Below are 24,097 nucleotides of genomic sequence, written 5' to 3'. Positions count from 1 at the left end.
ATAGTTGACACACGCTCCTGCGGCCACGCTTTTTATATCCGCGCGTTGCAAATTTCGTGTTAAATCCCCACATCTTAACAAGCGCCATGGCGCAAGGACCGAGGCCGGTCCAGAGGAGATTCGATGCTTTTCAGTGGTTTCGATATCGTTGTAATCGCCTTTGTCGTGCTGGTCATCCTCGTGCTGTTTGCGGGCGTCAAGACGGTACCGCAGGGCTTCCGTTACACGGTCGAACGTTTCGGCCGCTATACCCGCACGCTGGAGCCGGGCCTCAACCTGATCCTCCCCTTCATCGAGCGCACCGGCGCACGCATGAACGTCATGGAGCAGGTACTGAACGTGCCCACCCAGGAGGTCATCACCAAGGACAATGCCAGCGTTTCCGCCGATGCCGTGACCTTCTACCAGGTGCTGAATGCCGCAGAGGCTGCCTATCAGGTATCCCACCTCGAAAACGCCATCCTGAACCTCACCATGACCAATATTCGCTCCGTCATGGGCTCTATGGATCTGGACGAGCTCTTGTCGAACCGCGACACGATCAACGACAGGCTCCTGCGCGTCGTCGATGAGGCGGTCGGACCATGGGGTATCAAGGTTACCCGCGTCGAGATCAAGGACATCCAGCCGCCACGCGATCTCGTCGACGCCATGGCACGCCAGATGAAAGCGGAACGCGAGAAGCGCGCGCAGGTTCTGGAAGCCGAAGGTTCCCGCAACGCGCAGATCCTTCGTGCCGAAGGCGCAAAGCAGGCCGCGATCCTGCAAGCCGAAGGCCAGCGCGAGGCGGCTTTCCGCAACGCCGAGGCGCGCGAGCGTCTGGCCGAGGCCGAAGCCAAGGCCACCCTCATGGTCTCCGAGGCGATCGCCAGCGGTGACGTGCAGGCCATCAACTATTTCGTGGCGCAGAAATACACCGAAGCGCTGACGGCGATCGGTTCCGCTGGCAATTCCAAGATCGTGCTGATGCCGATGGAAGCCTCGTCCATCCTCGGCTCGCTCGGCGGTATCGGCGCTATTGCCCGCGAGGTCTTTGGCGATAGCGGCAACGACGGCGGAACGGTCCCGCCGGCCCCGCGGCCGCGCCCGACCGCTCCGCGCAGCACGCCGTCGGTCAATCCGCTTTCGTCACAAGGGAGTTGATCCATGCTGCTGAGCCTGGCCGAGGAACTTGGCCCCTGGAGCTGGTGGGTGGTCGGACTGGTTCTGCTGGCGGCCGAGCTGATCGTTCCAGGCGTCTTCCTCGTCTGGATCGGCCTTGCCGCCATCATCGTCGGCGCTTTGTCTCTGGCGCTATGGGATCAGGCGTTCTGGAGCTGGCAGCTGCAGTTGCTGCTCTTCGCAGCGCTTGCCGTGATAACGGTCGTGCTCGGCCGCCGCTATATCTATCGCAACGACAAACCATCCGACCAACCCTTCCTGAACCAGCGTGGCGCGAGCCTCGTCGGTCGTACGGCGACCCTGCAGGAACCGATCGCCGAAGGTCGCGGTCGCATTCGCCTCGATGATACATTCTGGTCAGTCATGGGGCCGGATCTGCCGGCCGGGACGCGCGTCAGGATCGTCGCAAGCAACGGCCGGGATCTGACTGTCGAACCATTCTGATCAGACGACGCCGATCCGCAGCAGATCGTGGAAATGCACAAGCCCGATCGGCCGGTTGTCTTCATCGATCACGATCAGCGCCGAAATATTGTGCCGGTTAAGCACGGCGGCCGCACTGGTCGCAAGCGTGGTCGGCTTCACGATCTTTGGCGTGCGCGTCATGATGTCATCGACATCGAGTTCGGAGAGGTTGCGCGTCAGGTTGCGGGCCATGTCGCCCTCCGTGACGATCCCGCACAGGCGACCGTCGTCGTCCAGCACCGCGACGCAGCCGAAGCGCCCGCGCGAAAGAACCGAGATTGCCTCGGTAAAGGGCGTTCCGTGCTTCACGACAGGAACGCGATCGCCGGTATGCATGATATCGGCAACGTGGGTAAGGGAAGCACCGAGCTTCCCGCCGGGATGGAATACATGGAAATCGCCGGCGGTGAAACCGCGGGCCTCCATCAGCGCGATGGCAAGCGCATCGCCCATGGCAAGCTGCATCATCGTCGACGTGGTCGGCGCCAGCCCGTGCGGGCAAGCCTCCTCTTCTTTCGGCAGTACGATAGCAACGTCAGCTTCCCGGCCGAGCGTCGATTTTTCGCCTGATGTAATTGCGACCAGCGGAATTGAAAACCGGCGGGAATAGGAAACGATATTCTTCAGCTCCGCCGTCTCGCCGCTCCAAGACATGGCGATGATGACGTCGTTCTGGGCGATCATGCCGAGATCGCCGTGATTGGCCTCGGCCGAATGCACGAAAAACGCCGGCGTTCCTGTGGAGGCGAAAGTGGCAGCGAGCTTTGCACCGATATGGCCGCTCTTGCCGACGCCCGTTACGATGACCCGGCCCGTGCTATGGCCGATGAGTTCGACGGCGCGATTGAAGGGACCGGCCAGACCATTGGCGAGCGCTCGCTCCAGCGCCTCAAGGCCTCTTCGTTCGGTGGCGATCGTGCGGGTGGCGGAACTGATCACGCCATCTTCAACAAGGTTGACTGCTCTCTTGTTCATGGGCTGAGCGTTAACGCTTTTCACCATCCGAGTCCATCGGGCAATGCACGGAATGATATACACTGCAGACATGATCCCCCGACAAATCGGCGAACAGGCACTCTCAACTTTTCGAGATTGCGAAGAAGTGCTCCAGCCCGCATCAATTTCTCAACGATGCGTTAACCACATCGCTTTACGTTCAGGTAACGAATTTGAGAAATGCCGGACGCGAAATTGCATGGGCATATGGAATGACAGGACGGGTGGACGCCCCTTCCGGCTGACGGCCTGCGCCGCGTCGGCTCTGCTCGGCTGCGGCATTCTTGTCCTGCCGGACGCGGCCAGTTCGCAGTCGCTGTATTCCAATCAATCCGCAACCGACGACACCAGCCTTTCCGATACACTTCCTGGAAATACGGCAACGGGCGGCTCCTCTTCGACCGGCTCTGCCACCTCGACGAAGACCTCGAAGGCCGCGACCCAGAGCACCAGCGACGACAGCAACGCGCCTCTCAATCCCCGTCTGCGGCTGGATGGCACCGACGCCCAAACGACGGGCTCCATCCTCGACGATGATCTCAGGCGCCTCAACGCCCGTGAAACGACCGTCGATAACCTGAATGCCAAGCAGCATCCGGATCGCGACGACGCGCAGGGAATTCCGATTGGAACGTTTACGCTGCGCCCCTCGGTCAACCAATCGATCAATTATGAAAAGCAGACCACCGGCTCCGTCGACGACGAGGACCGCTCCTACCTGCAGACTGATCTCAACGGCACGCTGACATCGGACTGGGACCGACACTCGCTGACGATCAAGGGCGATGGCGTCTGGCAGAAGAACATCAGCGGCACAGGCGAAGAGAAGCCGACGGTCGATATCAATGCGGACCTGCGCCTAGATCTTCCGTCCGATACCACTGCGCATGTGACCGCCGGCTACCAGTTCTTCCGCGAGGATACCGACGATCCGAACGCGATCGCCAATGCGTCAAAGCAGTCTGCCGTCAATCAGTTTGACGGCGGCTTCTCCATCGAGCGCGATTTCGGCCTGCTGCGCGGCACCACAGCCGTGGCGCTGACCCGCACCATCTATTCCAACGCCACGCTTTCCGATGGAACGGAAGTCAATCTCAGCGACCGCAACCAAACGGCCGGCACCTGGCGAGGCCGCATCGGCTACGAACTCTCCCCGGCGATCATTCCCTTCATCGAGGCCGATCTAGGCCGCACACTCTACGACCAGCACCTCGATTCGGATGGCTACGCCCGTTCAAACCATGGATATGGCGGCAAGGTCGGTGTCGAAGTCGATCTCGGCGAAAAGCTGAAGGGTGAGTTGGGCATCGGCTATCAACGCACCGAGTTCGAGGATTCCCGCCTGGAGGCCATCGATTCGCCGACGATCGACGGCAACATCGCCTGGTCGCCGCAGCGCGGCACCGATGTCAACATCGGCTTCTCCACCACCGTCGAACCGTCGACGGCAGCAGGCGACAGCGGCTACGTCGCCTATCAGCTGACCAACACCATCAATCATCAACTGCGCGACAACCTGACGGGCAAGCTGACCGGCGGCATCACTTGGCGCGACTATCCTTCGAACAGCACTTTCGATGATGAGACAGTGTACGACATCGGCACCGGCCTTGCCTGGGGCATCAACCGGTACTTCGACCTGACCGGCGACCTCGGCTACGAGCTGACATCGAGAAAGACGGGTGACGACACCCAACAATTCATCGCCGGCATCGGCATTGCCGCCAAGCGGTAGAGCAATTCCAGCGAAAGTGTAGCGCGGTTTTGCGTCTGGAATTGTGCCAAATCAAAGAGATAAAGCATTTCCGTGCTTCGAAGAAAAACGGAAATGCTCCAGGGAAATGCGGCGCCACAAGCGGGGCGCCGCCTAAGAGACGATGGATTACTTCAACGCGTTGAGGAGCGCCTTGAAACCATCTTCGATGGTCGGGCGGATATCCGCGCGCGAGAGCGCGAAGGCGACGTTGGCGAGGATGAAGCCATCCTTGGCGCCGCAGTCGTAGGTCTCGCCCTTGAAGTGATAGCCGGCGAAATCCTGCTCCTTCGCAAGCTTGAGCATGCCGTCGGTCAGCTGGATCTCGTTGCCGGCCCCGCGTTCCTGGGTTTCCAGGATCGAGAAGATTTCCGGCTGCAGGATGTAGCGACCGTTGATGAAGAAGTTCGAGGGCGCGGTACCCTTTGCCGGCTTCTCGACCATCTCGGTAATCTTGAAGCCCGAGCCGACCGTGTCGCCGACGCCGACGATGCCGTACTTGTGCGTCTGTTCCGGATCGCATTCCTCGACGGCGATGACGTTGCCGCCGCTATGCTCGTAGAGCTCGATCATGCCCTTCATGCAGCCCTTTTCGGCGCGCATGACCATGTCGGGCAGAAGCAGCGCGAAAGGCTCGTGGCCGACGATCTCGCGGGCGCACCAGACGGCGTGGCCGAGACCGAGCGGCTCCTGCTGGCGCGTAAAGCTCGCTGTGCCGGCCTTTGGGAGCAAGCCGTTCAACAGCGTCAGTTCCGCCTTCTTGTTGCGCTGGCGCAGCGTATGCTCCAGCTCGAACTGGATATCGAAATAGTCTTCGATGACGTGCTTGCTGCGGCCGGTGACGAAGACGAAGTGCTCGATACCGGCTTCCATCGCTTCATCGACCACATACTGAATGACCGGCTTGTCGACGACGGTCAGCATTTCTTTCGGCACGGCCTTTGTCGCGGGCAAGAACCGCGTTCCAAGTCCGGCCACCGGAAATACTGCCTTACGCACCTTACTATGCTTTCCCACACATACCTCCTGGGGCGAATGATTTGCCTTGGCTCAAGGCAAACTGGCTAGTCTCTAGTATAAGTTTGCTACTGTTTTGCAAATGGTGACTGAGCCTGTCTTCCATGGTAAAGAATTTGTTGACTTCGTTTCTGTATTTTCGTGCATGAACCGATGCCTTGTGCATCGCGAACCGACCATCGGACATGACGGATGCGGCTGTGATGATCGAACGCTACAGAACCTCCCTTCGCGGCCTGACGCTGGCGCTTGCTTTCGGTGCCCTCGTCGGACTGACCCCTAATAACGCCAGCGCCGACACCGGGTTCCAAAAGTGGATTTCCGGCTTTTACGACGTTGCCGCCAGAAGCGGAATCACGTCGGCAACCTACCGTAAGGCATTTGCCGGCGTGACGGACCCCGATCCGACGGTCCTGGAAAAAGCGGCATACCAGCCTGAATTCAAGACCCAAATCTGGGACTATATGGACTCCCGCGTCAACCCTTATACCGCTGATGTCGGCCGGAAAATGGCGGCTAAATACGGTTCTACCCTGCGCTCGATCGAGCAGCGGTATGGCGTAGACCGTAATATCCTGCTTGCCATATGGTCGATGGAATCGAATTACGGCACGGTTTTGGCCAAGGACGATCGGCTTCACTACGTGCCGCGCGCGCTGGCAACGCTTGCCTATGCCGATCCCAGGCGCGCCGGCTATGCTAAGAAGCAGCTGATTGCCGCGCTGAAGATGCTGCAGGAAGGCGACGTTTCGGCAGAAGGACTGACAGGCTCCTGGGCAGGCGCCATGGGGCATACGCAGTTCATCCCGACAAGCTACCTGCTCTATTCCGTCGACGCCGATGGCAACGGTCGCGCCGACATCTGGAATTCCGTGCCGGATGCACTTGCGACCTCCGCCAATCTTCTCATGAAGAACGGCTGGCAGGGCGGCAGGACCTGGGGTTACGAAGTCGTGGTGCCGAAGGGCGGCAACGCCCAGATCGGCAAGACCCGCACCTTGGCGCAATGGGCCGCCCTTGGATTTTCCCGGCCGAACGGCAAGAGCTTCCGCCTCGGCACCGACCGCGCGCAATTGAAGATGCCGGGCGGCCCGAATGGACCCGGTTTCCTGATGACGGCCAATTTCTTCGCGATCAAGCGCTACAATGCGTCCGACAGCTATGCGCTTGCGGTCGGAGTATTGGCCGACCAAATCGCAGGCTTTGGCGGCATGCAGCAGGCATGGCCGCGCCCGGACGGCACGCTCGACATCAAGGAGAAATTCGAGCTGCAGACGCGCCTGAAGACGCTGGGCTATTATGACGGCACTGTGGACGGCAATTTCGGATCAGGTTCAAAGGCAGCCATCGAGGCCGTCCAGCAGCGCATGGGCATGAACGCCGACGGCGAACCGTCAAAGGACTTGCTGAACGCACTGCGCAAATAGACCGATCGGACCACTTGGCGGCTGGACGGAATCGCCCGCTCCATGAGAAAATGGGCCTAAATCGGAAAGCGGTCGAATGAATAACCAGTCCCACCGCATGACAAGAGTGGCCGCCGCACGAGCAATCGCTGCGGCCCTGCTTGCGCTGTGTTTTGCGTTCGTCGGACTGGCAATGCCTGCTGAGGCGCAGCAGCCGCAACAGCAGCGCCGCACCTTGCTTGAAATGCTGTTTGGCCGCCGCGTCCAGGAACCCTACTATTACGCTCCCGCTCAGCAGGCGCCCCGGCGCATGGCCCGCCCGCCGCGCAAGAAGGCAGCACCGGCCTCCCCACCTCGCCAGATCGTCACGCAGCCCGACGAACCACCGCCAGCCGAAAAGCTGGATACTGCCCAGAAGATTCTCGTCGTCGGCGATTTCCTTGCAGGCGGCCTCGGTAGCGGATTGGATGACGCCTTCTCGAACTCCCCCGGCGTCGTAATCGATACGCGCGGCAACGTCGCCTCGGGGCTCGTTCGCCAGGATTATTACAACTGGCCGCAGCAATTGCCGCAAATGATCGATCAGGTGAAGCCCGCGATCGTGGTCGTCATGATCGGCTCCAACGACCGCCAGCAGATGATCGGCGACGGTCTGAACGAAAAATTCGGCACCGACGCCTGGTACATGGCTTATGAGGAGCGTGTGCAGGATTTCGCCAAGCTGGTCACGGACCGGCACATCCCGCTGCTATGGGTCGGACTGCCATCCTTCGGCTCTGATTCGATGACGGCTGATGTCGTCAAGCTGAACCAGATCTACCAGAGCAAGGTGACGAGCATCGGCGGCGAATTCATCAATATCTGGGACGGCTTCACCGATGAGAACGGAGACTTCGTCATAACCGGCTCCGATATCAACGGCCAGCAGGTGCGGCTGCGAACCGCTGATGGTATCAACATGACGGCCGCCGGCCGGCGCAAGGTCGCCTTCTATGTCGAAAAATCCGCACGTCGACTGCTCGGCGATCAGGCAAGCCCCGACATTACACGGCTGGATACGGACAACGCTGCGATAAACGCCGATTTGCCACCTTCAGAGGTCAATCAACCGTTGCGCACGCAACCGATCAGCCTCTCGGATCCCAATCTTGACGGCGGAGCGGAACTCTTGGGCGCAGCAATCTCTCCAGCACCTTCGACCCAATCGCCGCGCGATCTCCTGGTCGAAAAAGGAGAGATGGCCCCCGCCCCCGCCGGCCGTGTCGATGATTACCGTCTGAAGCGAGCAGCACCGTGAGAACAACTGGCATCCAATGAAAAAGGCCGCAAGCGCGGCCTTTTTTGATGTCAGTCTCAAAGACTACGCTTATCGCGGCAGGACGCTCGCGCCCATCAGTTCTTCATCGATAGCGCGGGCCGCCTGACGGCCCTCGCGGATCGCCCAGACGACCAGCGACTGGCCGCGACGCACGTCGCCGGCGGTCCAGAGCTTGTCGACCGAGGTTTTGTAGTCCTTCTCGTTGGCGACGACATTGGTCGAGCCACGCTTGTCCGTATTCAGCGTCAGCTTGCCTTCGAGTTCCTTCAGCACGCTGTTGTTGAACGGGCCGCGGAAGCCGATGGCGATGAAGGCGAGATCGGCGCGAATGATGAATTCCGTGCCCTGGACGGGGCGGCGGCGCTCATCCACTTCGCAGCACTTCACGCCGGTCAGGATCCCGTCTTCGCCGATGAATTCCAGCGTCGCAACCTGGAATTCGCGCACGGCGCCCTCCGCTTGGCTGGAAGAGGTGCGCATCTTGGTTGCCCAGAACGGCCAGACGGCGAGCTTGTCTTCCTTCTCCGGCGGCTGCGGGCGGATGTCGAGCTGCGTGACCTTGACCGCACCCTGGCGGAACGCGGTGCCAACGCAGTCCGATGCCGTATCGCCACCACCGACGACGACGATATGCTTGGCTCCGGCAAGGATCGGATCGGCGGCCCAACCGACGCTGTCGATGTTCTCGCGGCCGACCCGCTTGTTCTGCTGCACGAGATAGGGCATGGCATCATGGACGCCGAAGAGATCGGTGCCCGGGATGCCGGCCTCGCGCGGGGTTTCCGAGCCGCCGCAATAGAGCACGGCATCGTGCCCCGCCAGAAGCTCCTCGGCCTTCAGATCGACGCCGACATTGACGCCGTAATGGAAGGTGACGCCCTCGCCCTTCATCTGCTCGACGCGGCGGTCGATGAAGTTCTTTTCCATCTTGAAGTCGGGGATGCCGTAGCGCAGCAGACCACCAGCCTTGCTTTCGCGCTCGTAGACATGGACTTCATGACCGGCGCGGCCGAGCTGCTGCGCAGCCGCCATGCCGGCAGGACCGGAACCGATGATGGCAATCTTCTTGCCGGTATGAACCGTTGCAGGCTCCGGCCGGATGAAGCCGAGCTCGTAAGCCTTGTCGGCAATCGCCTGCTCGACGGTCTTGATCGCAACCGGCGCATCTTCGAGGTTCAACGTGCAGGCTTCCTCGCAGGGCGCCGGGCAGACGCGACCGGTAAACTCCGGGAAGTTGTTGGTCGAATGCAGATTCTGGATCGCCGCTTCCCAGTTGTTGTTGTAGACGAGGTCGTTCCAGTCCGGAATCTGGTTGTGCACCGGGCAGCCGGTCGGACCGTGGCAATAGGGGATGCCACAGTCCATGCAGCGCGCGGCCTGTTTCTGTACTTCCGGGTCCGACATAGGAATCGTGAATTCACGGAAATGGCGGATGCGATCCGACGCCGGCTGATACTTCGCCACCTGCCGGTCGATTTCCAGGAAACCTGTTACCTTGCCCATGCTGTCTTCCCTTACTACTGTCATGACCGCCTCTTCCTCAGCGCAGCCAGTTTTCAACCTTTAATCCCGGCACGCGGGAAAATTCGCCCTCATTGGCCGTCACCAGCACCGCATCGAGTGCCAGCGCATGCCCTGCTATCAGCATATCCATCTGGCCGATCTTTCGGCCTATTCCTTCCAGCGCCGCACGAATAGCGGCGTAATGTTCATCAGCTGGCCCTTCGAACCTCTCGACGGGAAACACATCGAGAATTTCCACCAGCCTTTTTGCCAGCCTCTTCGACTGGCTCTTCGCGATACCGAAACGAATTTCGGAAACGACGAGAATGCTGGTAAAAACAAGGTCCTCACCAACTTGCGCAATCCGCTGAACTACCCGTCCCTGCGGATTGTGCATGATGTCCGAAACGATATTGGTATCGAGCAGATACCTCACTTTTCGTCAATTCCACCAAGATCGACAGGCTCCGGCGGATAGTCCTCGATTTCAGGTAGCCGATCCTCTTCACCAAGCGGCTCAAGCGTGGCCAGCACCTCAAGCAGAGATTTCCGCTTGAGCGGATGAACAATCAGGTCGCCCTTCTCAGTCATCCGGATCTCGACCCTGTCCGCATCGAATTCGAACTCTCTTGGAATTCTGATCGCCCTGCTCCGACCATTATTGAATACCTGGGCGATTTTGATGACTTCGGAATGTTCGTTCATCGCAACCTCCACGCTGTGATATGACGTGTCATATCACAGCATTTTCCCAAACCCAACTTACTCCGCCGCGACACCCATCCGGCTACGTTCCATCTCCTCAAGGGCACGGCGGTATTCGACCGGCATGACCTTGCGGAATTTCGGACGATAGTCAGCCCAGGCATCCAGGATCTCCTTGGCCCGGGTCGAGCCCGTGTAGTGGAGATGGTTGGAGATCAGCTGGTAGAGACGTTCCTCGTCGTGACGGGTCATGTCGCCAGAGACGTCGACGCGGCCCTTGTGCATGAGGTCGCCGCCATGATGGTGCAGCTTCTCCAGCATGTCGTCCTCTTCCGGAACCGGCTCAAGCTCGACCATCGCCATGTTGCAGCGCTTGGCGAAATCGCCCTGCTCATCGAGCACATAGGCGACGCCGCCCGACATGCCAGCCGCAAAGTTGCGTCCAGTTCCGCCGAGCACGACGACCACGCCGCCGGTCATGTATTCACAACCGTGGTCGCCTACACCCTCGACGACGGCGATCGCGCCGGAGTTACGAACGGCAAAACGCTCGCCGGCAACGCCGCGGAAGTAGCACTCGCCCTCGGTCGCGCCGTAAAGAACGGTGTTGCCGACGATGATCGAGTTCTCGGCAACGATCTGCGAGTTCTCCGGCGGACGAATGATGATCTTACCGCCCGACAGGCCCTTGCCGACATAGTCGTTGCCGTCACCGATCAGGGTGAAGGTGACGCCACGCGCAAGGAACGCGCCGAAGGACTGGCCGGCCGTACCCGTCAGCGTGACGTTGATCGTGTCTTCGCGCAGCCCCTTGTGGTTGAAGCGCTTGGCGACTTCGCCCGACAGCATCGCGCCGGCCGAACGGTCGACATTCTTGATGTCGACGTCGATCGAGACTTTCTGCCGCGCCGTCAGCGCAGGCTCGGCCTGCTCGATCAGCTTGCGGTCGAGAATGTCGTGGATCGGGTGGTTTTGGCGCGTCGTCCAGTAGGTGGCTTCCTTCGGTGCCTCGACCTTGTGGAAGATGCGGCCGAAGTCGAGCCCCCTCGCCTTCCAGTGGGCAAGCATGTCGTCCTTCTCCAGAAGCTCGGCAGCGCCGATGACGTCGTCGAGCTTGGTGAAGCCGAGCGAGGCGAGAATTTCCCGGACCTCGTTGGCAACGAAGAAGAAGTAGTTGACGACGTGCTCCGGCGTTCCCTTGAAGCGCTTGCGCAGGACAGGATCCTGGGTCGCGACGCCAACCGGACAGGTGTTCAGGTGGCACTTGCGCATCATGATGCAGCCTGCCGCAATCAGCGGCGCAGTGGCAAAGCCGAACTCGTCCGCACCGAGAAGCGCGCCGATGATGACGTCGCGACCAGTTTTGAGACCGCCGTCCACCTGCAAGGCGACGCGCGAGCGCAAGCCGTTCAGGACAAGCGTCTGCTGGGTTTCGGCAAGGCCGATCTCCCAAGGGCTGCCGGCATGCTTCAGCGAGGTGAGCGGCGAAGCGCCCGTACCGCCATCGAATCCGGAGACCGTGATGTGGTCGGCGCGCGCCTTGGCGACACCGGCGGCAACCGTGCCGACGCCGACTTCCGAGACGAGCTTGACCGAGACATCAGACGTCGGGTTGACGTTCTTCAGGTCGTAGATCAGCTGCGCCAGATCCTCGATCGAATAGATGTCGTGATGCGGCGGCGGCGAGATCAGGCCGACACCCGGGGTCGAGTGGCGGGTCTTGGCAACAGTTGCATCGACCTTGTGGCCGGGCAGCTGTCCGCCTTCGCCGGGCTTGGCGCCCTGCGCGACCTTGATCTGCAGCACATCGGCATTGACGAGATACTCGGTCGTCACACCGAAGCGGCCGGAGGCGATCTGCTTGATCGCCGAGCGTTCCGGGTTCTGCGAACCGTCCGGCAGTGGCATGTAGCGATCGCTTTCCTCGCCGCCCTCGCCGGTGTTCGACTTGCCGCCGATCCGGTTCATCGCCATCGCCAGCGTCGTATGTGCTTCCCTGGAGATGGAGCCGAAGGACATGGCGCCCGTCGAGAAACGCTTGACGATATCGGCGGCCGGCTCGACCTCATCGAGCGAAACCGGCTTGCGGCCGAGCTCTTCCGCGCTCTTGATCTTGAACAGGCCGCGGATGGTGTTCATCCGCAACGCCGAGGTGTTCACCATTTCCGAGAATTCACGGTAGCGATCCTCTGCATTGCCGCGAACGGCGTGCTGCAGGGCTGCAACCGCGTCAGGCGTCCAGGCATGGCTCTCGCCGCGCATGCGGTAGGCATATTCGCCGCCGATATCGAGCGTGCTTGCCAGCAGCGGATCGCGGCCGAACGCGGACTTGTGGCGGGCGACAGTCTCGTCGGCGATTTCTTCAAGGCCGACACCTTCGATCATCGTCGCCGTGCCGAAGAAATACTTGGCGACGAATTCCGATTGCAGGCCGATGGCATCGAAGATCTGCGCGCCGCAATAGGACTGGTAGGTCGAGATGCCCATCTTGGACATGACCTTGAGAATGCCTTTGCCGACCGCCTTGATGTAGCGGTAGACGACTTCGCTCGCGTCCACTTCCTTCGGGAATTCACCCTTGGCATGCATGTCGAGCAGCGTGTCGAAGGCGAGATAGGGGTTGATCGCCTCAGCGCCGTAGCCGGCGAGCAGGCAGAAATGATGCACTTCACGCGGCTCGCCGGTTTCGACGACGAGACCGACCGAAGTGCGAAGCCCCTTGCGGATCAGGTGATGGTGGACGGCAGCCGTCGCCAGAAGCGCCGGGATCGCGATGCGATCCGGCCCGATCTGGCGGTCGGAGAGCACGATGATGTTGTAACCGCCCTTGACGGCTGCTTCCGCGCGCTCGCAGAGCCGGTCGAGCATATCGGGCATGCCTTCGGCGCCGCGCTCGACATCATAGGTAAAGTCGAGCGTTTTGGTGTCGAAGCGATCTTCCGTATGGCCAATGGAACGGATCTTTTCGAGATCGCCATTGGTCAGGATCGGCTGGCGCACTTCCAGACGCTTGGCATTGGCCGCACCCTCGTGGTCGAGGATATTAGGACGCGGGCCGATGAAGGACACAAGGCTCATGACGAGCTCTTCGCGGATCGGGTCGATCGGCGGGTTCGTCACCTGCGCGAAGTTCTGCTTGAAATAGGTGTAGAGCAGCTTCGACTTGTCCGACATGGCCGAGATCGGCGTATCGGTGCCCATCGAGCCGATCGCTTCCTGGCCCGTCGTCGCCATCGGCGACATCAGGATGCGGGTGTCTTCCAGCGTGTAGCCGAATGCCTGCTGACGATCGAGCAGCGAAACGTCACGGCGCAGAGCGCGTGGCTCGACCGGCTTCAGATCTTCAAGGATAAGCTGCGTGCGATCCAGCCAGTTGCGATAGGGATGCTTGGTCGCAAGCTCCGACTTCACTTCGTCGTCGGAGACGATGCGGCCCTTTTCCATGTCGATCAGCAGCATCTTGCCCGGCTGCAGGCGCCACTTCCGGATGATGTTTTCTTCCGGCACCGGCAGCGTGCCGGCTTCCGACGCCAGGATGACGCGGTCGTCATTGGTGACGAGATAGCGTGCCGGGCGAAGACCGTTGCGGTCGAGCGTCGCGCCGATCTGCTTGCCGTCGGTGAAGGCGACAGCAGCCGGTCCGTCCCACGGCTCCATCAGGGCAGCATGATATTCGTAGAACGCCTTGCGATCTGCCGCCATAGACTGGTTACCGGCCCATGCTTCCGGGATCAGCATCATCACGGCATGGGCGAGCGAATAGCCGCCGCGCTGCAGGAATTCGAGCGCGTTGTCGAAGCAGGCGGTGTCCGACTGACCTTCATAGGAGATCGGCCACAGCTTCGAGATGTCGTCACCGAAGAGCGGCGAAGACACGGATGCCTGACGTGCCGCCATCCAGTTGACGTTGCCGCGCAGCGTGTTGATCTCGCCGTTATGGGCGACCATGCGGTATGGGTGCGCCAGCTTCCAGGACGGGAAGGTGTTGGTCGAGAAGCGCTGGTGCACGAGGGCAACGGCCGACTCGAAGCGCGGATCCGCCAGGTCCTTATAATAGGCTCCGACCTGATAGGCGAGGAACATGCCCTTGTAGACGATGGTCCGGCTCGACAGCGAGACGGGATAAAAGCCGCTCTCTTCGCCTTCATACTCATCATAGATGCGGTTTGAGATCACCTTGCGAAGGGTGAACAGCCGGCGCTCGAATTCGTCCTCGGTCGCAGCATGGCTGCCCGCGCCGATGAAGACCTGAACATGATGCGGCTCGGTTGCGGCGATGTCGGGCGCCTTGGAGAGCGAGGAATTGTCGACCGGCACCTCGCGGAAGCCGAGGAACACCTGGCCTTCCTCGGCGATCACATCCTTGATCGTCTTCTTGAAATGCTCGATCAGCTTTTCGTCCTGCGGCAGGAAGAAGTGACCGACGCCATACTCGCCGACCTTCGGCAGGATGACGCCCTGCGTCGCCATCTCCTCGCGGAAGAAACGGTCCGGAATCTGCACGAGAATACCCGCGCCGTCGCCCATCAGCGGATCGGCGCCGACGGCACCGCGATGCGTCAGGTTTTCCAGGATGAACAGGCCGTCAGCCACGATCTGGTGCGACTTCTTGCCCTTCATATGCGCGACAAAGCCGACACCGCAGGCGTCATGTTCGTTGCGCGGATCGTAAAGGCCCTGTTTCGGCGGAAGACCCACGGCGGCGCGTTTCGACGTATTGGCCGTTGCCTTGGCCTCTACGGCGGCAATCTGGTCAAAAGTCATGGACGGCGTCCTGTTCGTCATCGTCTTTCCTCCGATAGGCCCGCGTCGCGGGCGACCCTTCTCTCGCGTCGCACCGGCTATTCCGGATGCGGCGCGCGGGACAGCGCTGTTGCATTGTGAAGATACGTCCGCAAACGGTCGCTCGTGGCGGAGCATCACCGTCGGCGTTCCGCGCCTGCTACTTGCTCACCGCCGCTCTGCCCTTGCGGCAGCGCTCGCGAGAACTATAGCGTGAAATCCCGTCATCTCCAGGGTTTTCAGCGCATCTTCGGCCTCAACGGCCAAAATAGGACAGCAACCCTGTCCTAATTCATCAGTTCTATGCCAGAAAGCATTCTCCTTCGCAAGAGGTTAACGGCAAAATATCTGCCCTTAACGACGGAAGATTGCCGATTGCATCAAAATCCGGAAATAAAGTTTCGCCACGGTGGATCATTTTGTTTGTTGATTGCGTAGTTCAATTTCTGTGATGGGTCGCGGCCGCCCTCGGGCTTGACCCATAGGGGCGTTGGACTAATGTCCGCCCCTATCGCTTTAACCTTCAATTTTTCACTGGTTCATCACATGTTCTTTGCCTCCGACAACTGGGCCGGCGCCCATTCCAAAATCGCAGAACGCCTTGTCAAGGAAGCTGGCGGCTTTGCAGCCGCCTACGGCACCAGCGATCTCGACCGCAAGGTCGAGGCCCGCTTTTCCGAGATCTTCGAGCGCGAAGTCGCCGTCTTCTTCGTTGCAACAGGAACGGCCGCGAATTCGCTGTCGCTCGCCAGCGTCCAGAAGCCCGGCGGCATCAGCTTCTGCCATAACGAGGCGCATGTCGCCGAGGACGAATGCGGCGCGCCCGACTTCTTCAGCGGCGCGCGGCTGGCGACGGTCGACGGCGCAGCCGGCAAGATCGATCCCAAGGCGCTCGCCACCAAGGTCGCCCGTTTTCCGCAGGACGCCGTCCATCATGGCCGCGCGGCGGCCGTGACCATTACCCAGGCAACCGAGATCGGCACCATCTACTCGCTGGCCGAGATCGACGCTATCTCCGCGATCTGCAAGGCAAACGGCCTGCCGTTGCACATGGATGGCGCACGCTTTGCCAACGCGCTCGTCGCGCTCGATACAACGCCGGCCGAAATGACCTGGAAGCGCGGCGTCGACATCCTCTCCTTCGGCGGCACGAAGAACGGCTGCTGGTGCGCCGAGGCCATCGTCTTCTTCAATCCTGAGATGGCCAAGGAGATGGCCTTCATCCGCAAGCGCGCCGCCCAGCTCTTCTCCAAGTCGCGCTTCATCGCCGCCCAGTTCGATGGCTACTTCGAGGACGGCCTCTGGCTCAACCTTGCCCGCCATTCCAATGCCATGGCCGACAAGCTCCGCGCTGGCGTCGAATCCGCCGCCGGTGCCAAGCTCGCCTGGCAGACGGCATCGAACGAAGTCTTCGCCATCATTCCCAAGTCGGCAGCGAAAACCGCCGAAGACAAGGGCGCGAAATTCTACGAATGGCCGATCCCGGAAAAGCAGCCGGACCTGATCACCCCCGACGAAACCCTGATCCGCCTCGTGACAAGTTTTGCGACGACCGATGCTGATGTCGAAGGCTTCCTAGGCTGCCTGGCGGGCTGACGAAATCTTCAGGATAAATCGGGCATGTCGGGTCACGTCATGCCCTTTCGTTCGAGGCTGCTGCTCAATCTTAGAGAGAACATAACACCAGCAAGCGCAACCTATGCGATAATTTAAACGTGACTTTACCGCACCGTTAACGTTTTTCGCCTAAGTCGAATGCGTTGGGAGTAAGTCATGTCCGAACTCGAGCGATCAAGATATCTGCTTTGGAGCCTTGTCGCACTGGCCTATGCAATCGCATTTCCCCTCGCATGGTCGGTCGGGATGCGGATCGACTATGACGACTTTACCGGCAAGCTGTTGGCGACGCTGGGATTTCTCGCAATCGTCGGCGGATGGTGCGGATACCGGCGAATGCTGAGGCTGCGGGTAATGGTCGAAACCATTTGTGCAGGCCTTCTTCTGAGCTTGCCCGGCATGATGTTTGTTTATCTCTCCATGCGCCTGGACATGCCGCTCGCCGACCATTTCCTGGCAGCGATCGATCGCGGTCTTGGCGTCGACTGGCCGTCCATGATCGGCTTTGTCGATAGGCATGCTCTGCTGGCTCGGATTTTGATGCTGGCCTACACGAGCTTCAGTTTCCAGTTGCTGACTGTGCCGTACTTGCTTTCGATCTTCGGCCGAACGACACGCGCATACCGCATGGTCTTCGCGTATGGCGCGATGATCTTCATATCCGCCGTGTTCGCCAGCGCATTTCCGGCATTTGGAACTGTAGCGACCTACCCGCTGGATGCGTCCAAACTACAGAACCTGAACCCTTACTTTTGGAGCGACTTCGTTCCGCAGTTGCATGCGATCAGAGAAGATCCGAATTTCATCTTCAGGCTGACAGAAACAAAAGGCATCCTGACCTTCCCGTCGGGACATGCGGCAGTAGCTGCGATCTGTGCCTGGGCAATGTGGGACCTGAAACCTCTTCGCTATCCTGCTCTTCTGCTGAATGTACTCATGGCGGTATCCGCTTTCACTATCGCCAATCACTACGTGATAGATGTCTTTGCTGGCTTCGGGGTAGCGGCCATTTGCATTGGGCTCGCCTGTTTCCTGACGAAGGCGAGATCGGCGAAATCCTTGCCTGCGGAAGCGGCCATGACCGTCCAGGGCGTCGGCTACCCTACCCCGCCCGCAAATCCCTGATCTTCGCGAGAATATCCTCCGACAGCGCGCTGACGAGAAGCTGATCGGCGCCCTTGCGCGGCACCAGCACGAATTCGACATCCTCGAGCGGCGGCAGCCACTCCGTTCCGATCTCCTCCAGCCCCGTCGGTGCCATGCTGCGCGGCTGCACCAGCACGCCCATCCCCGCGCGAGCGGCGGCCGTAAGCCCACTCAGGCTGCCGCAGGTGCAGACGATCCGCCATGGCACGCCCTGACGGCGCAGCGCCTCGAGCGCAATGGCGCGGGTGACGCTCGGCGCCGGAAACGCAATCAGCGGCAGCGGCGCGGCGGAGGAACGGATGAGTTCGGGATCGCGGGCAAGCCAGACCAGTGGCTCGCGATAGACCAGACGCCCGCGCGTGTCCCCGAGCCGGCGCTTGGCAAGGACAAGGTCGAGTTCGCCATTATCCTGCATCTCATAAAGTATGCCGCTCAGCGATACCGTCAGTTCCAGATCGACCGACGGATGCGAGCGCACGAATTCCTCCAGCACATCGGGCAGCTGGCTGGTGACGAAATCCTCCGAAACCCCGAGCCGCAGCGTGCCGCGCAGGCTGTTATCGGCAAACAGCGACTGCACCTGCCCCTGGATCGACAGCATCGCCCGCGCGTGACCGAGCAGCGCCTCGCCATCGCCGGTCAGCACGACGCGGTGCGTGTCGCGCGCCAGGAGCTTGCGTCCGAGCGTGGCCTCGAGCCGTTGGATATGCTGGCTGACCGTCGACTGGCCGAGGCCGAGCCGCTCGGCGGCCAAAGTGAAACTTCCCATTTGCTCGACGGCGACGAAGCTCTGCAACTGCGTGAGATCCAGCATGAGGCATCCACCTTCTTGATAACTGTTATTCCTTGCATCGTGGATCGCGATAGCGGTAAGAGCAAGGCAATATTTTATGCGACCGGGATAGGCATCATGCGCCGCTTTCTACCAGACACCTTCACCATGCTGCTCGTACTGACAGTGCTGACAGCATCCTTCTTCCCCGTACAGGGTTCAACCGCGCACTACTTCGGCATCGCAACGAACTTCGCCATCGGGCTTCTCTTCTTCCTGCACGGTGCACGCCTGTCTCGCGACGTCGTCATAGCCGGCGCCCTGCACTGGCGGCTGCATCTCGCTATCCTGCTGACCACGTTCGGCGTGTTCCCGCTGCTCGGCCTTGGCATGGGCGTGCTGGTACCGACGGTGCTGCCGCAGACGCTGTATACAGGCATCCTCTTCCTCAGCGTTCTGCCCTCGACCGTGCAGTCTTCTATTGCCTTCACCTCGATCGCCGGCGGCAATGTGTCGGCTGCGATCTGCGCGGCATCGGCCTCCAATATCTTCGGCATGTTCCTGACGCCCCTGCTCGTCGGCCTGCTATTCTCCGTCGGCGGCCATGGTGGCGGCTTCTCCTGGAGCGTGCTGGAACAGATCATGGAACAGCTGCTCGCCCCCTTCATCCTCGGCCAGATCCTCCAGCCCTGGATCGGCAACTGGATACGCTCCAAGAAGAAGATCCTGATGCCGGTCGACCGCGGCTCGATCCTGATGGTGGTCTATTCCGCATTCAGCGAAGCCGTCGTCGAAGGCCTGTGGCACACCTTTTCCATAGGCGACATTGCAACCGTGATCATCGCCAACATGGTCCTGTTGGCGCTCGTTCTCTGCATCACCATGTTCGGCAGCCGCGCCCTCGGCTTCTCGCGCGCTGACGAGATCACCATCACATTCTGCGGATCGAAGAAGAGTCTCGCAAGCGGCGTACCGATGGCAAGCGTCATCTTTGCCGGCCAGAGCATCGGCGCAATCGTGCTGCCCCTGATGCTGTTCCACCAGATCCAATTGATGGCCTGCGCCGTCATTGCCCAGAAATATGCTGACGCGGCGAACCGGAAAAGTAGAGAGCAAGCTGAACAAACCCCCACTACGGCCTAAATGAGGACTAATCGGCTCGATCCTATTGCAAAAGGCAGCCCTTGATAGCTTATCCGTTGACACCGAATCAACGCGATGGATTATGGCCACATGAACAGCGATGAATTGATCGGTATGGGGGTATACACACCTGCGGAAGCGGGACGGCTTCTTCGCATTCCCACCGTGAAGATTTCTCGTTGGCTCAGAGGTCATCGAATCCAAAACAGATTCTATCCTCCCCTTTGGACTCCTCAAATTTCGCTTGACGATGACAGCGTCTTTCTAGGTTTCCATGATCTCATGGAGGTGCGGGTGGCCGACGCCTTCATTCGGGCCGGCGTCTCAGCAATTAGAGTTCGCTCGGCAATTCTTGTTGCCAGAGATGTGATCGGACGGGAGCGCCCACTATCCACCAATAAATTCAGAACTGACGGTCGCGAGATTTTTCTTCACATCGTGGAAGAAGATGAAGGCGGCGAGCAGCGCGAACAATTGCTTAATCTCTTCCGCCGCCAGTTCGAATTTAACGGCATATTGGATCCAATTTTAAAAACGGTTGAGTTCGGTGACGATGGTAGTCCGGCAATTTGGTGGCCAGGCGGACGACGGCTCAATATTGTTGTCGATCCAACCCGATCTTTCGGTCAGCCAATCGATGCATCATCGAGTGTGCCGACTGCGGTTTTAGCGGCTGCCGTCGAGCAAAACGGAAGTATACGGGCCGCAGCCCGCGCATATGACGTATCCGAAGCGGCGATCAAGCACGCAATCGAATTTGAAACGATGATGGAACAACGGCTCGCTGCGTGAAGGTCTTTTTTGACAATTGCACGTCTCCAGTTTTTGCCTCCACCTTGCATGGATTCATTGAACACGAAGGTCATGCTGCAGCACATATTCGAGACATTGCAGGTCTGCCAAACGGTAGAAATTCGAAAGATGTCGAGTGGATCGATTTTCTTAGAAAATCCAATGATCGTTGGATATTTGTATCCGGAGACGGCCGTATACTGAAAAATGCGGCAGAAAGAGCCGCACTGCGATCAGCTGGACTTCATGGCTTCATCCTAGCGCCCGCCTATCAAAAGGCTCCTCTTCATCAGGTGGCATCTGTTCTCATATGGCGTTGGCCCGAGATATTGCAGATCACCAATCTGCTCCAGCCGCCGTCGATGCATGAAGTGCCCATAAACAAAGGCACAAAGCTTCGATCACTTCCCATCTAGCTTCTTATGGGGCTGGCCAGGCATTCGTAAAAAAGGCGGCGTCCCATTCGGAACGCCGCCTTTCCGTTACCCGGAAATCGGGAAAATTAGCTGTTGATCACCTGGGCTTCGATAGCCTTGGGAGCCTCGACCGGCTCAGCGGCAATCGTGATCTTGCGCGGCTTCATGGCTTCCGGAATGTTGCGAAGCAAGTCGATGTGCAGCAGGCCGTTCTTCAGGGAAGCAGCCTGGACTTCGACATGGTCGGCAAGCTGGAAGCGACGCTCGAAGGCGCGCTTGGCGATGCCGCGATAGAGATATTCGCTGTTCTGGGTGCCCTCGTCGCTCTTTTCGCCCTTGACCGTCAGGACATGGGCATGGGCTTCAAGGGAGAGTTCCTTCTCGTCGAAACCGGCAACCGCCATGGTGATACGGTAGGTGTTTTCACCGGTGCGCTCGATATTATAGGGAGGATAGGTCTGGGCCTGATCGGGCTGGGCCAGACTATCGAGCATGGTGAAGAGGCGGTCGTAACCGACGGTGGAACGATAAAGGGGAGAGAAGTCTACGTGACGCATGGTGTCCTCCTGTGAGCGACTGTTTGCGATACTGATATTGCCCCTGAGACCCCTGTTGCGGCGGCCCCGAGACGGTTCCGCGGACCCTTTCGGCGCCCGCAAAAAGGAGATGGTGATGGGGCCGGCGCAGTTCAAGAGCCTGCGATTTTGACGCGAATTTGCGCGTGAACGACAGATGAACGCCCGGTTCTGCGGCCGTTCAGGCGACGGGCGGTAGCCTGCTTTCTATCGGATGGACAACCGTCCGATGACTGAAGCGTATCGTCCCTTCTTCTTCAGTCCTACTCGGCCGGCCTGCGGACCTCTACAGCCCGTATGCCGGCCTTTTTTTGCTCAAATAATCTAGGCTCAGGACTCACAACGGAGTGGCCAAATAGGAGGATGGCGGCGAGGGTGATGCGCCCATAAAGGCGTTGGCGCAGCGATCGCAGCGGGTGTGAATGCATTACCCTGTCCCAGCAAAAAACTGCTTGACAATTAAAAGACGACTGGTCATATATAAACCATCGAAACGCAAACACCAACCTTAAAGCTTAGCTATGCCGAGACCAGCCAATCCAGAAACCCGATCGCGCCTCCTGGAAAAGGGGGGAGACCTCGTCAGCACCCTCGGCTTCAATGCCACCGGCGTGCAGGAGATTACGGCGGCGGCCGGTGTACCCAAAGGGTCGTTCTACAATTATTTCGAAAGCAAGGAGGCTTTTGCTGTTGAAGTGCTGACCGAGTATTGGGATTCATTGATTGCTACCTACAGCCCGATTTTGGCCGATCACAACATGACGCCGCTCGCGCGTATCGCATGCTATTTCGCGGGCCTGGCAGAGTTTCACGGGCGCCGCGGTTACGCGGTTGGTTGCCTGATCGGGAATATGGCGCTCGAGGTCACGCCGTCGAGCGAGCAAGTACGCATTAAGCTGGCCGCAATCTACCGCCAATGGACGGCCTCGCTCACTGAATGCCTCGGGGAAGCCCAGGCCCAGGGCGAATTGCCGGCTGGAAAGGAGCCAGGACAGGTCGCCGTCGCGTTGATCGACGCGTTCGAAGGTGCGGTCACGCGCGCCAAAGTCGAACGTAACCGGTCGCCGTTCGACAGCTTTGAAGGTTTCGTTTTGCCTGCCCTTGTGGCCTGAATAATTTTTGGCCGATTAATATACGACCGGTCATGTATTTAATAAGTTTCTCGCTAAAACGCCGCGACAGCGAGTGATGACTTTTATCCGCGGCTATCAAAGGAGCAAATCATGCCTACGATCACGACTACAGACGGCGTAAATATCTTCTACAAGGATTGGGGCTCAGGCCAGCCGATCGTTTTCAGCCACGGCTGGCCGCTATCGGCGGACGACTGGGATGCCCAGATGATGTTCTTTCTTCGCCACGGCTACCGGGTGATCGCCCATGATCGGCGCGGACACGGCAGGTCTGACCAGCCCAGCACCGGCAACGATATGGACCATTGGGTTGCCGACCTCGCGACCTTAACTGAACACCTCGACCTGCGCGACGCGATCCATATCGGGCACTCGACAGGTGGCGGTGAGGTGGCTCGCTATGTCGCTCGCCACCAGGAGCGCGTCGCGAAGGCGGTACTGGTCGCTTCCCTGACGCCGAACATGTACCGGAGCGAGGAAAACCCGTCCGGTCAACCGCCGGAGTGGTTCGAAGCGATCCGGGCAGGCGTGCTGGGCAACCGGGCGGAGTTCTTCCGCTTCGTCCCTGAGAACCCGTTTTATGGCTATAACCTCGATGGGGCCAAGCCTTCGGAGGCGATCATTGCGAACTGGTGGCGCCAAGGAATGGCCGGCGGTGCCCTCGCTCACCACGCGACTGTCGACTCTTGGCTCGAAGATTATACCGAAGACCTCAAGAAGATCACCGTGCCGGTGCTCGTGATGCATGGCGAGGCCGATCAAGTCGTCCCCTTCGCAAGTTCCGTGCCGCGTGCGGTCAACCTGCTTAAGAACGGGTCGCTGAAGACTTATCCTGGCTACCCCCATGGCATGCTAACCACACATGCGGATATCCTCAACCCCGACCTGCTCTCGTTCATCAGGTCTTGACGACACCTCTTGTCCATCATCGTATTCGCAAACTGAGGAGGGTTCGGGTTTCGTCATAGTGACGAAGGAACGAACAAGAAGCTCAAACCCTCCTCGACAACTCGTCGGCCAAGGCGTGCCTGCACGGGGCGCTTTAAGGGAAACCGTGACATGTGGAGTTTGTCTACGCCGCCGAGCACTACTTTGGCAGAATTGAATTTAGGTTCATTTGGAACCTGATACGGCAGTGTGGACATCGTTGTGGTGGATGGTGGTTTGAGAGTGCGGCTATGACGGCACGCCGGACAGCTGGCAGTGTCGGCTTAGGCGGGCCGTGCCTCTTTCTTTTTTTCCCGCTTTGCCTTGTTGAGGCGCTGATGCTGAAGAAAGGCATAGGCAATCATCGTCATCAAGGCGTGTCGGTGTAGGCCCTGCCATGATCGGCCTTCAAAGTGATCGAGGCCGAGTTCTTCCTTCATCTGCTGATGGGCCTGCTCGCAGACCCATCT

At 59.7% G+C, this 24,097-nt stretch carries 20 protein-coding genes and 1 pseudogene; 12 read left to right on the top strand and 9 right to left on the bottom strand.

What is annotated here, in order from left to right; all coding sequences use genetic code 11:
• Window positions 1–123: 123 nt before the first annotated feature.
• Entirely contained in the window at window positions 124–1,143 is a 1,020-nt protein-coding gene (locus tag EV561_RS04640; protein WP_132518149.1) for an SPFH domain-containing protein, read from the top strand.
• A gap of 3 nt (window positions 1,144–1,146) precedes the next feature.
• Window positions 1,147–1,605: an NfeD family protein gene (locus EV561_RS04635; RefSeq protein WP_132518147.1), complete on the top strand. Its 459-nt coding sequence runs from the start codon at window positions 1,147–1,149 to the stop codon at window positions 1,603–1,605.
• On the opposite strand, the gene EV561_RS04630 is transcribed toward EV561_RS04635, so the two are convergent.
• The gene (locus EV561_RS04630; RefSeq protein WP_132518145.1) at window positions 1,606–2,601 is read right to left on the bottom strand and encodes a KpsF/GutQ family sugar-phosphate isomerase; all 996 of its coding nucleotides are present in this window, start codon (window positions 2,599–2,601) and stop codon (window positions 1,606–1,608) included.
• A 220-nt stretch (window positions 2,602–2,821) separates the two neighbouring features.
• Here EV561_RS04630 and EV561_RS04625 point away from each other — a divergent pair, with 220 nt between their 5' ends.
• Window positions 2,822–4,357, top strand: coding sequence for an outer membrane beta-barrel protein (locus EV561_RS04625; RefSeq protein WP_132518144.1), 1,536 nt, complete (start codon window positions 2,822–2,824; stop codon window positions 4,355–4,357).
• A 147-nt stretch (window positions 4,358–4,504) separates the two neighbouring features.
• Here EV561_RS04625 and galU read toward each other — a convergent pair whose 3' ends face one another.
• On the bottom strand, window positions 4,505–5,392 hold the full coding sequence (gene galU / locus EV561_RS04620) for a UTP--glucose-1-phosphate uridylyltransferase GalU (protein ID WP_132518142.1): 888 nt from the start codon (window positions 5,390–5,392) through the stop codon (window positions 4,505–4,507).
• Between the two features lie 203 nt (window positions 5,393–5,595).
• On the opposite strand from galU, the gene EV561_RS04615 reads away from it, so the two are divergent.
• A complete protein-coding gene (locus tag EV561_RS04615; RefSeq protein WP_132518140.1) occupies window positions 5,596–6,819 on the top strand; it encodes a lytic murein transglycosylase in 1,224 nt (407 codons plus the stop codon).
• 76 nt (window positions 6,820–6,895) lie between these two features.
• Entirely contained in the window at window positions 6,896–8,095 is a 1,200-nt protein-coding gene (locus EV561_RS04610; protein WP_132518138.1) for a DUF459 domain-containing protein, read from the top strand.
• Window positions 8,096–8,164: 69 nt separating this feature from the next.
• Here the strand turns inward: EV561_RS04610 and EV561_RS04605 are convergent, their stop codons facing one another.
• From EV561_RS04605 to gltB, 4 genes are read right to left on the bottom strand one after another with little or no spacing between them, the layout of a single operon-like run.
• Entirely contained in the window at window positions 8,165–9,619 is a 1,455-nt protein-coding gene (locus tag EV561_RS04605) for a glutamate synthase subunit beta (protein ID WP_132519808.1), read from the bottom strand.
• A 37-nt stretch (window positions 9,620–9,656) separates the two neighbouring features.
• Entirely contained in the window at window positions 9,657–10,055 is a 399-nt protein-coding gene (locus EV561_RS04600; protein ID WP_132518136.1) for a type II toxin-antitoxin system VapC family toxin, read from the bottom strand.
• Complete coding sequence (locus tag EV561_RS04595; RefSeq protein WP_132518134.1) at window positions 10,052–10,324, bottom strand: AbrB/MazE/SpoVT family DNA-binding domain-containing protein; 273 nt, start codon at window positions 10,322–10,324, stop codon at window positions 10,052–10,054. Before EV561_RS04595 ends, EV561_RS04600 begins: the two co-directional genes overlap by 4 nt.
• A gap of 57 nt (window positions 10,325–10,381) precedes the next feature.
• Window positions 10,382–15,109 (bottom strand): glutamate synthase large subunit, encoded by a 4,728-nt coding sequence (gene gltB, locus EV561_RS04590; RefSeq protein ID WP_132518132.1) that lies wholly within the window; start codon window positions 15,107–15,109, stop codon window positions 10,382–10,384.
• A 543-nt stretch (window positions 15,110–15,652) separates the two neighbouring features.
• Between gltB and EV561_RS04585 the strand changes: the two genes are divergently transcribed.
• Window positions 15,653–16,702 (top strand): low specificity L-threonine aldolase, encoded by a 1,050-nt coding sequence (locus EV561_RS04585; protein ID WP_132519806.1) that lies wholly within the window; start codon window positions 15,653–15,655, stop codon window positions 16,700–16,702.
• Between the two features lie 177 nt (window positions 16,703–16,879).
• The gene (locus EV561_RS04580) at window positions 16,880–17,848 is read left to right on the top strand and encodes a phosphatase PAP2 family protein (protein ID WP_132518130.1); all 969 of its coding nucleotides are present in this window, start codon (window positions 16,880–16,882) and stop codon (window positions 17,846–17,848) included.
• On the opposite strand, the gene EV561_RS04575 is transcribed toward EV561_RS04580, so the two are convergent.
• Window positions 17,826–18,683 carry a LysR substrate-binding domain-containing protein gene (locus EV561_RS04575; protein ID WP_132518128.1) on the bottom strand — a complete coding sequence of 286 codons (858 nt, stop codon included), beginning with the start codon at window positions 18,681–18,683 and terminating at the stop codon, window positions 17,826–17,828. The genes EV561_RS04580 and EV561_RS04575 overlap by 23 nt on opposite strands.
• Window positions 18,684–18,779: 96 nt before the next feature.
• Between EV561_RS04575 and EV561_RS04570 the strand changes: the two genes are divergently transcribed.
• The 3 genes from EV561_RS04570 (at window position 18,780) to EV561_RS04560 (ending at window position 20,992) form a co-directional block, all read left to right on the top strand.
• A complete protein-coding gene (locus tag EV561_RS04570) occupies window positions 18,780–19,784 on the top strand; it encodes a bile acid:sodium symporter family protein (protein WP_132518126.1) in 1,005 nt (334 codons plus the stop codon).
• A 90-nt stretch (window positions 19,785–19,874) separates the two neighbouring features.
• Window positions 19,875–20,576: a hypothetical protein gene (locus tag EV561_RS04565; protein ID WP_132518124.1), complete on the top strand. Its 702-nt coding sequence runs from the start codon at window positions 19,875–19,877 to the stop codon at window positions 20,574–20,576.
• Window positions 20,573–20,992, top strand: a complete 420-nt coding sequence (locus EV561_RS04560; RefSeq protein ID WP_132518122.1) for a hypothetical protein — start codon at window positions 20,573–20,575, stop codon at window positions 20,990–20,992. Before EV561_RS04565 ends, EV561_RS04560 begins: the two co-directional genes overlap by 4 nt.
• An 86-nt stretch (window positions 20,993–21,078) precedes the next feature.
• On the opposite strand, the gene EV561_RS04555 is transcribed toward EV561_RS04560, so the two are convergent.
• Window positions 21,079–21,549: an Hsp20 family protein gene (locus EV561_RS04555; protein ID WP_132518120.1), complete on the bottom strand. Its 471-nt coding sequence runs from the start codon at window positions 21,547–21,549 to the stop codon at window positions 21,079–21,081.
• A gap of 539 nt (window positions 21,550–22,088) precedes the next feature.
• Between EV561_RS04555 and EV561_RS04550 the strand changes: the two genes are divergently transcribed.
• Complete coding sequence (locus EV561_RS04550) at window positions 22,089–22,679, top strand: TetR/AcrR family transcriptional regulator (protein WP_132518118.1); 591 nt, start codon at window positions 22,089–22,091, stop codon at window positions 22,677–22,679.
• Between the two features lie 111 nt (window positions 22,680–22,790).
• The gene (locus EV561_RS04545) at window positions 22,791–23,609 is read left to right on the top strand and encodes an alpha/beta hydrolase (protein WP_132518116.1); all 819 of its coding nucleotides are present in this window, start codon (window positions 22,791–22,793) and stop codon (window positions 23,607–23,609) included.
• Window positions 23,610–23,911: 302 nt separating this feature from the next.
• Here EV561_RS04545 and EV561_RS04540 read toward each other — a convergent pair.
• A pseudogene (locus EV561_RS04540) lies at window positions 23,912–24,097 on the bottom strand (IS701 family transposase); the annotation flags it as partial.

The sequence above is a fragment of the Rhizobium sp. BK376 genome, from assembly GCF_004341625.1.
GTDB lineage: Bacteria > Pseudomonadota > Alphaproteobacteria > Rhizobiales > Rhizobiaceae > Rhizobium.
Note: the sequence above shows the minus strand (reverse complement) of the source record. Positions and strands in the feature narration are given on the sequence as shown.

Excerpts from the sequence above, each read along its gene's own strand:
- EV561_RS04640 (WP_132518149.1), top strand. The coding sequence starts at position 124 with ATGCTTTTCAGTGGTTTCGATATCGTTGTAATCGCCTTTGTCGTGCTG.
- EV561_RS04635 (WP_132518147.1), top strand. The coding sequence starts at position 1,147 with ATGCTGCTGAGCCTGGCCGAGGAACTTGGCCCCTGGAGCTGGTGGGTG.
- EV561_RS04630 (WP_132518145.1), bottom strand. The coding sequence starts at position 2,601 with ATGAACAAGAGAGCAGTCAACCTTGTTGAAGATGGCGTGATCAGTTCC.
- EV561_RS04625 (WP_132518144.1), top strand. The coding sequence starts at position 2,822 with ATGGGCATATGGAATGACAGGACGGGTGGACGCCCCTTCCGGCTGACG.
- EV561_RS04615 (WP_132518140.1), top strand. The coding sequence starts at position 5,596 with ATGATCGAACGCTACAGAACCTCCCTTCGCGGCCTGACGCTGGCGCTT.
- EV561_RS04610 (WP_132518138.1), top strand. The coding sequence starts at position 6,896 with ATGAATAACCAGTCCCACCGCATGACAAGAGTGGCCGCCGCACGAGCA.
- EV561_RS04605 (WP_132519808.1), bottom strand. The coding sequence starts at position 9,619 with ATGGGCAAGGTAACAGGTTTCCTGGAAATCGACCGGCAGGTGGCGAAG.
- EV561_RS04595 (WP_132518134.1), bottom strand. The coding sequence starts at position 10,324 with ATGAACGAACATTCCGAAGTCATCAAAATCGCCCAGGTATTCAATAAT.
- gltB (WP_132518132.1), bottom strand. The coding sequence starts at position 15,109 with ATGACGAACAGGACGCCGTCCATGACTTTTGACCAGATTGCCGCCGTA.
- EV561_RS04585 (WP_132519806.1), top strand. The coding sequence starts at position 15,653 with ATGTTCTTTGCCTCCGACAACTGGGCCGGCGCCCATTCCAAAATCGCA.
- EV561_RS04580 (WP_132518130.1), top strand. The coding sequence starts at position 16,880 with ATGTCCGAACTCGAGCGATCAAGATATCTGCTTTGGAGCCTTGTCGCA.
- EV561_RS04575 (WP_132518128.1), bottom strand. The coding sequence starts at position 18,683 with ATGCTGGATCTCACGCAGTTGCAGAGCTTCGTCGCCGTCGAGCAAATG.
- EV561_RS04570 (WP_132518126.1), top strand. The coding sequence starts at position 18,780 with ATGCGCCGCTTTCTACCAGACACCTTCACCATGCTGCTCGTACTGACA.
- EV561_RS04565 (WP_132518124.1), top strand. The coding sequence starts at position 19,875 with ATGAACAGCGATGAATTGATCGGTATGGGGGTATACACACCTGCGGAA.
- EV561_RS04555 (WP_132518120.1), bottom strand. The coding sequence starts at position 21,549 with ATGCGTCACGTAGACTTCTCTCCCCTTTATCGTTCCACCGTCGGTTAC.
- EV561_RS04550 (WP_132518118.1), top strand. The coding sequence starts at position 22,089 with ATGCCGAGACCAGCCAATCCAGAAACCCGATCGCGCCTCCTGGAAAAG.
- EV561_RS04545 (WP_132518116.1), top strand. The coding sequence starts at position 22,791 with ATGCCTACGATCACGACTACAGACGGCGTAAATATCTTCTACAAGGAT.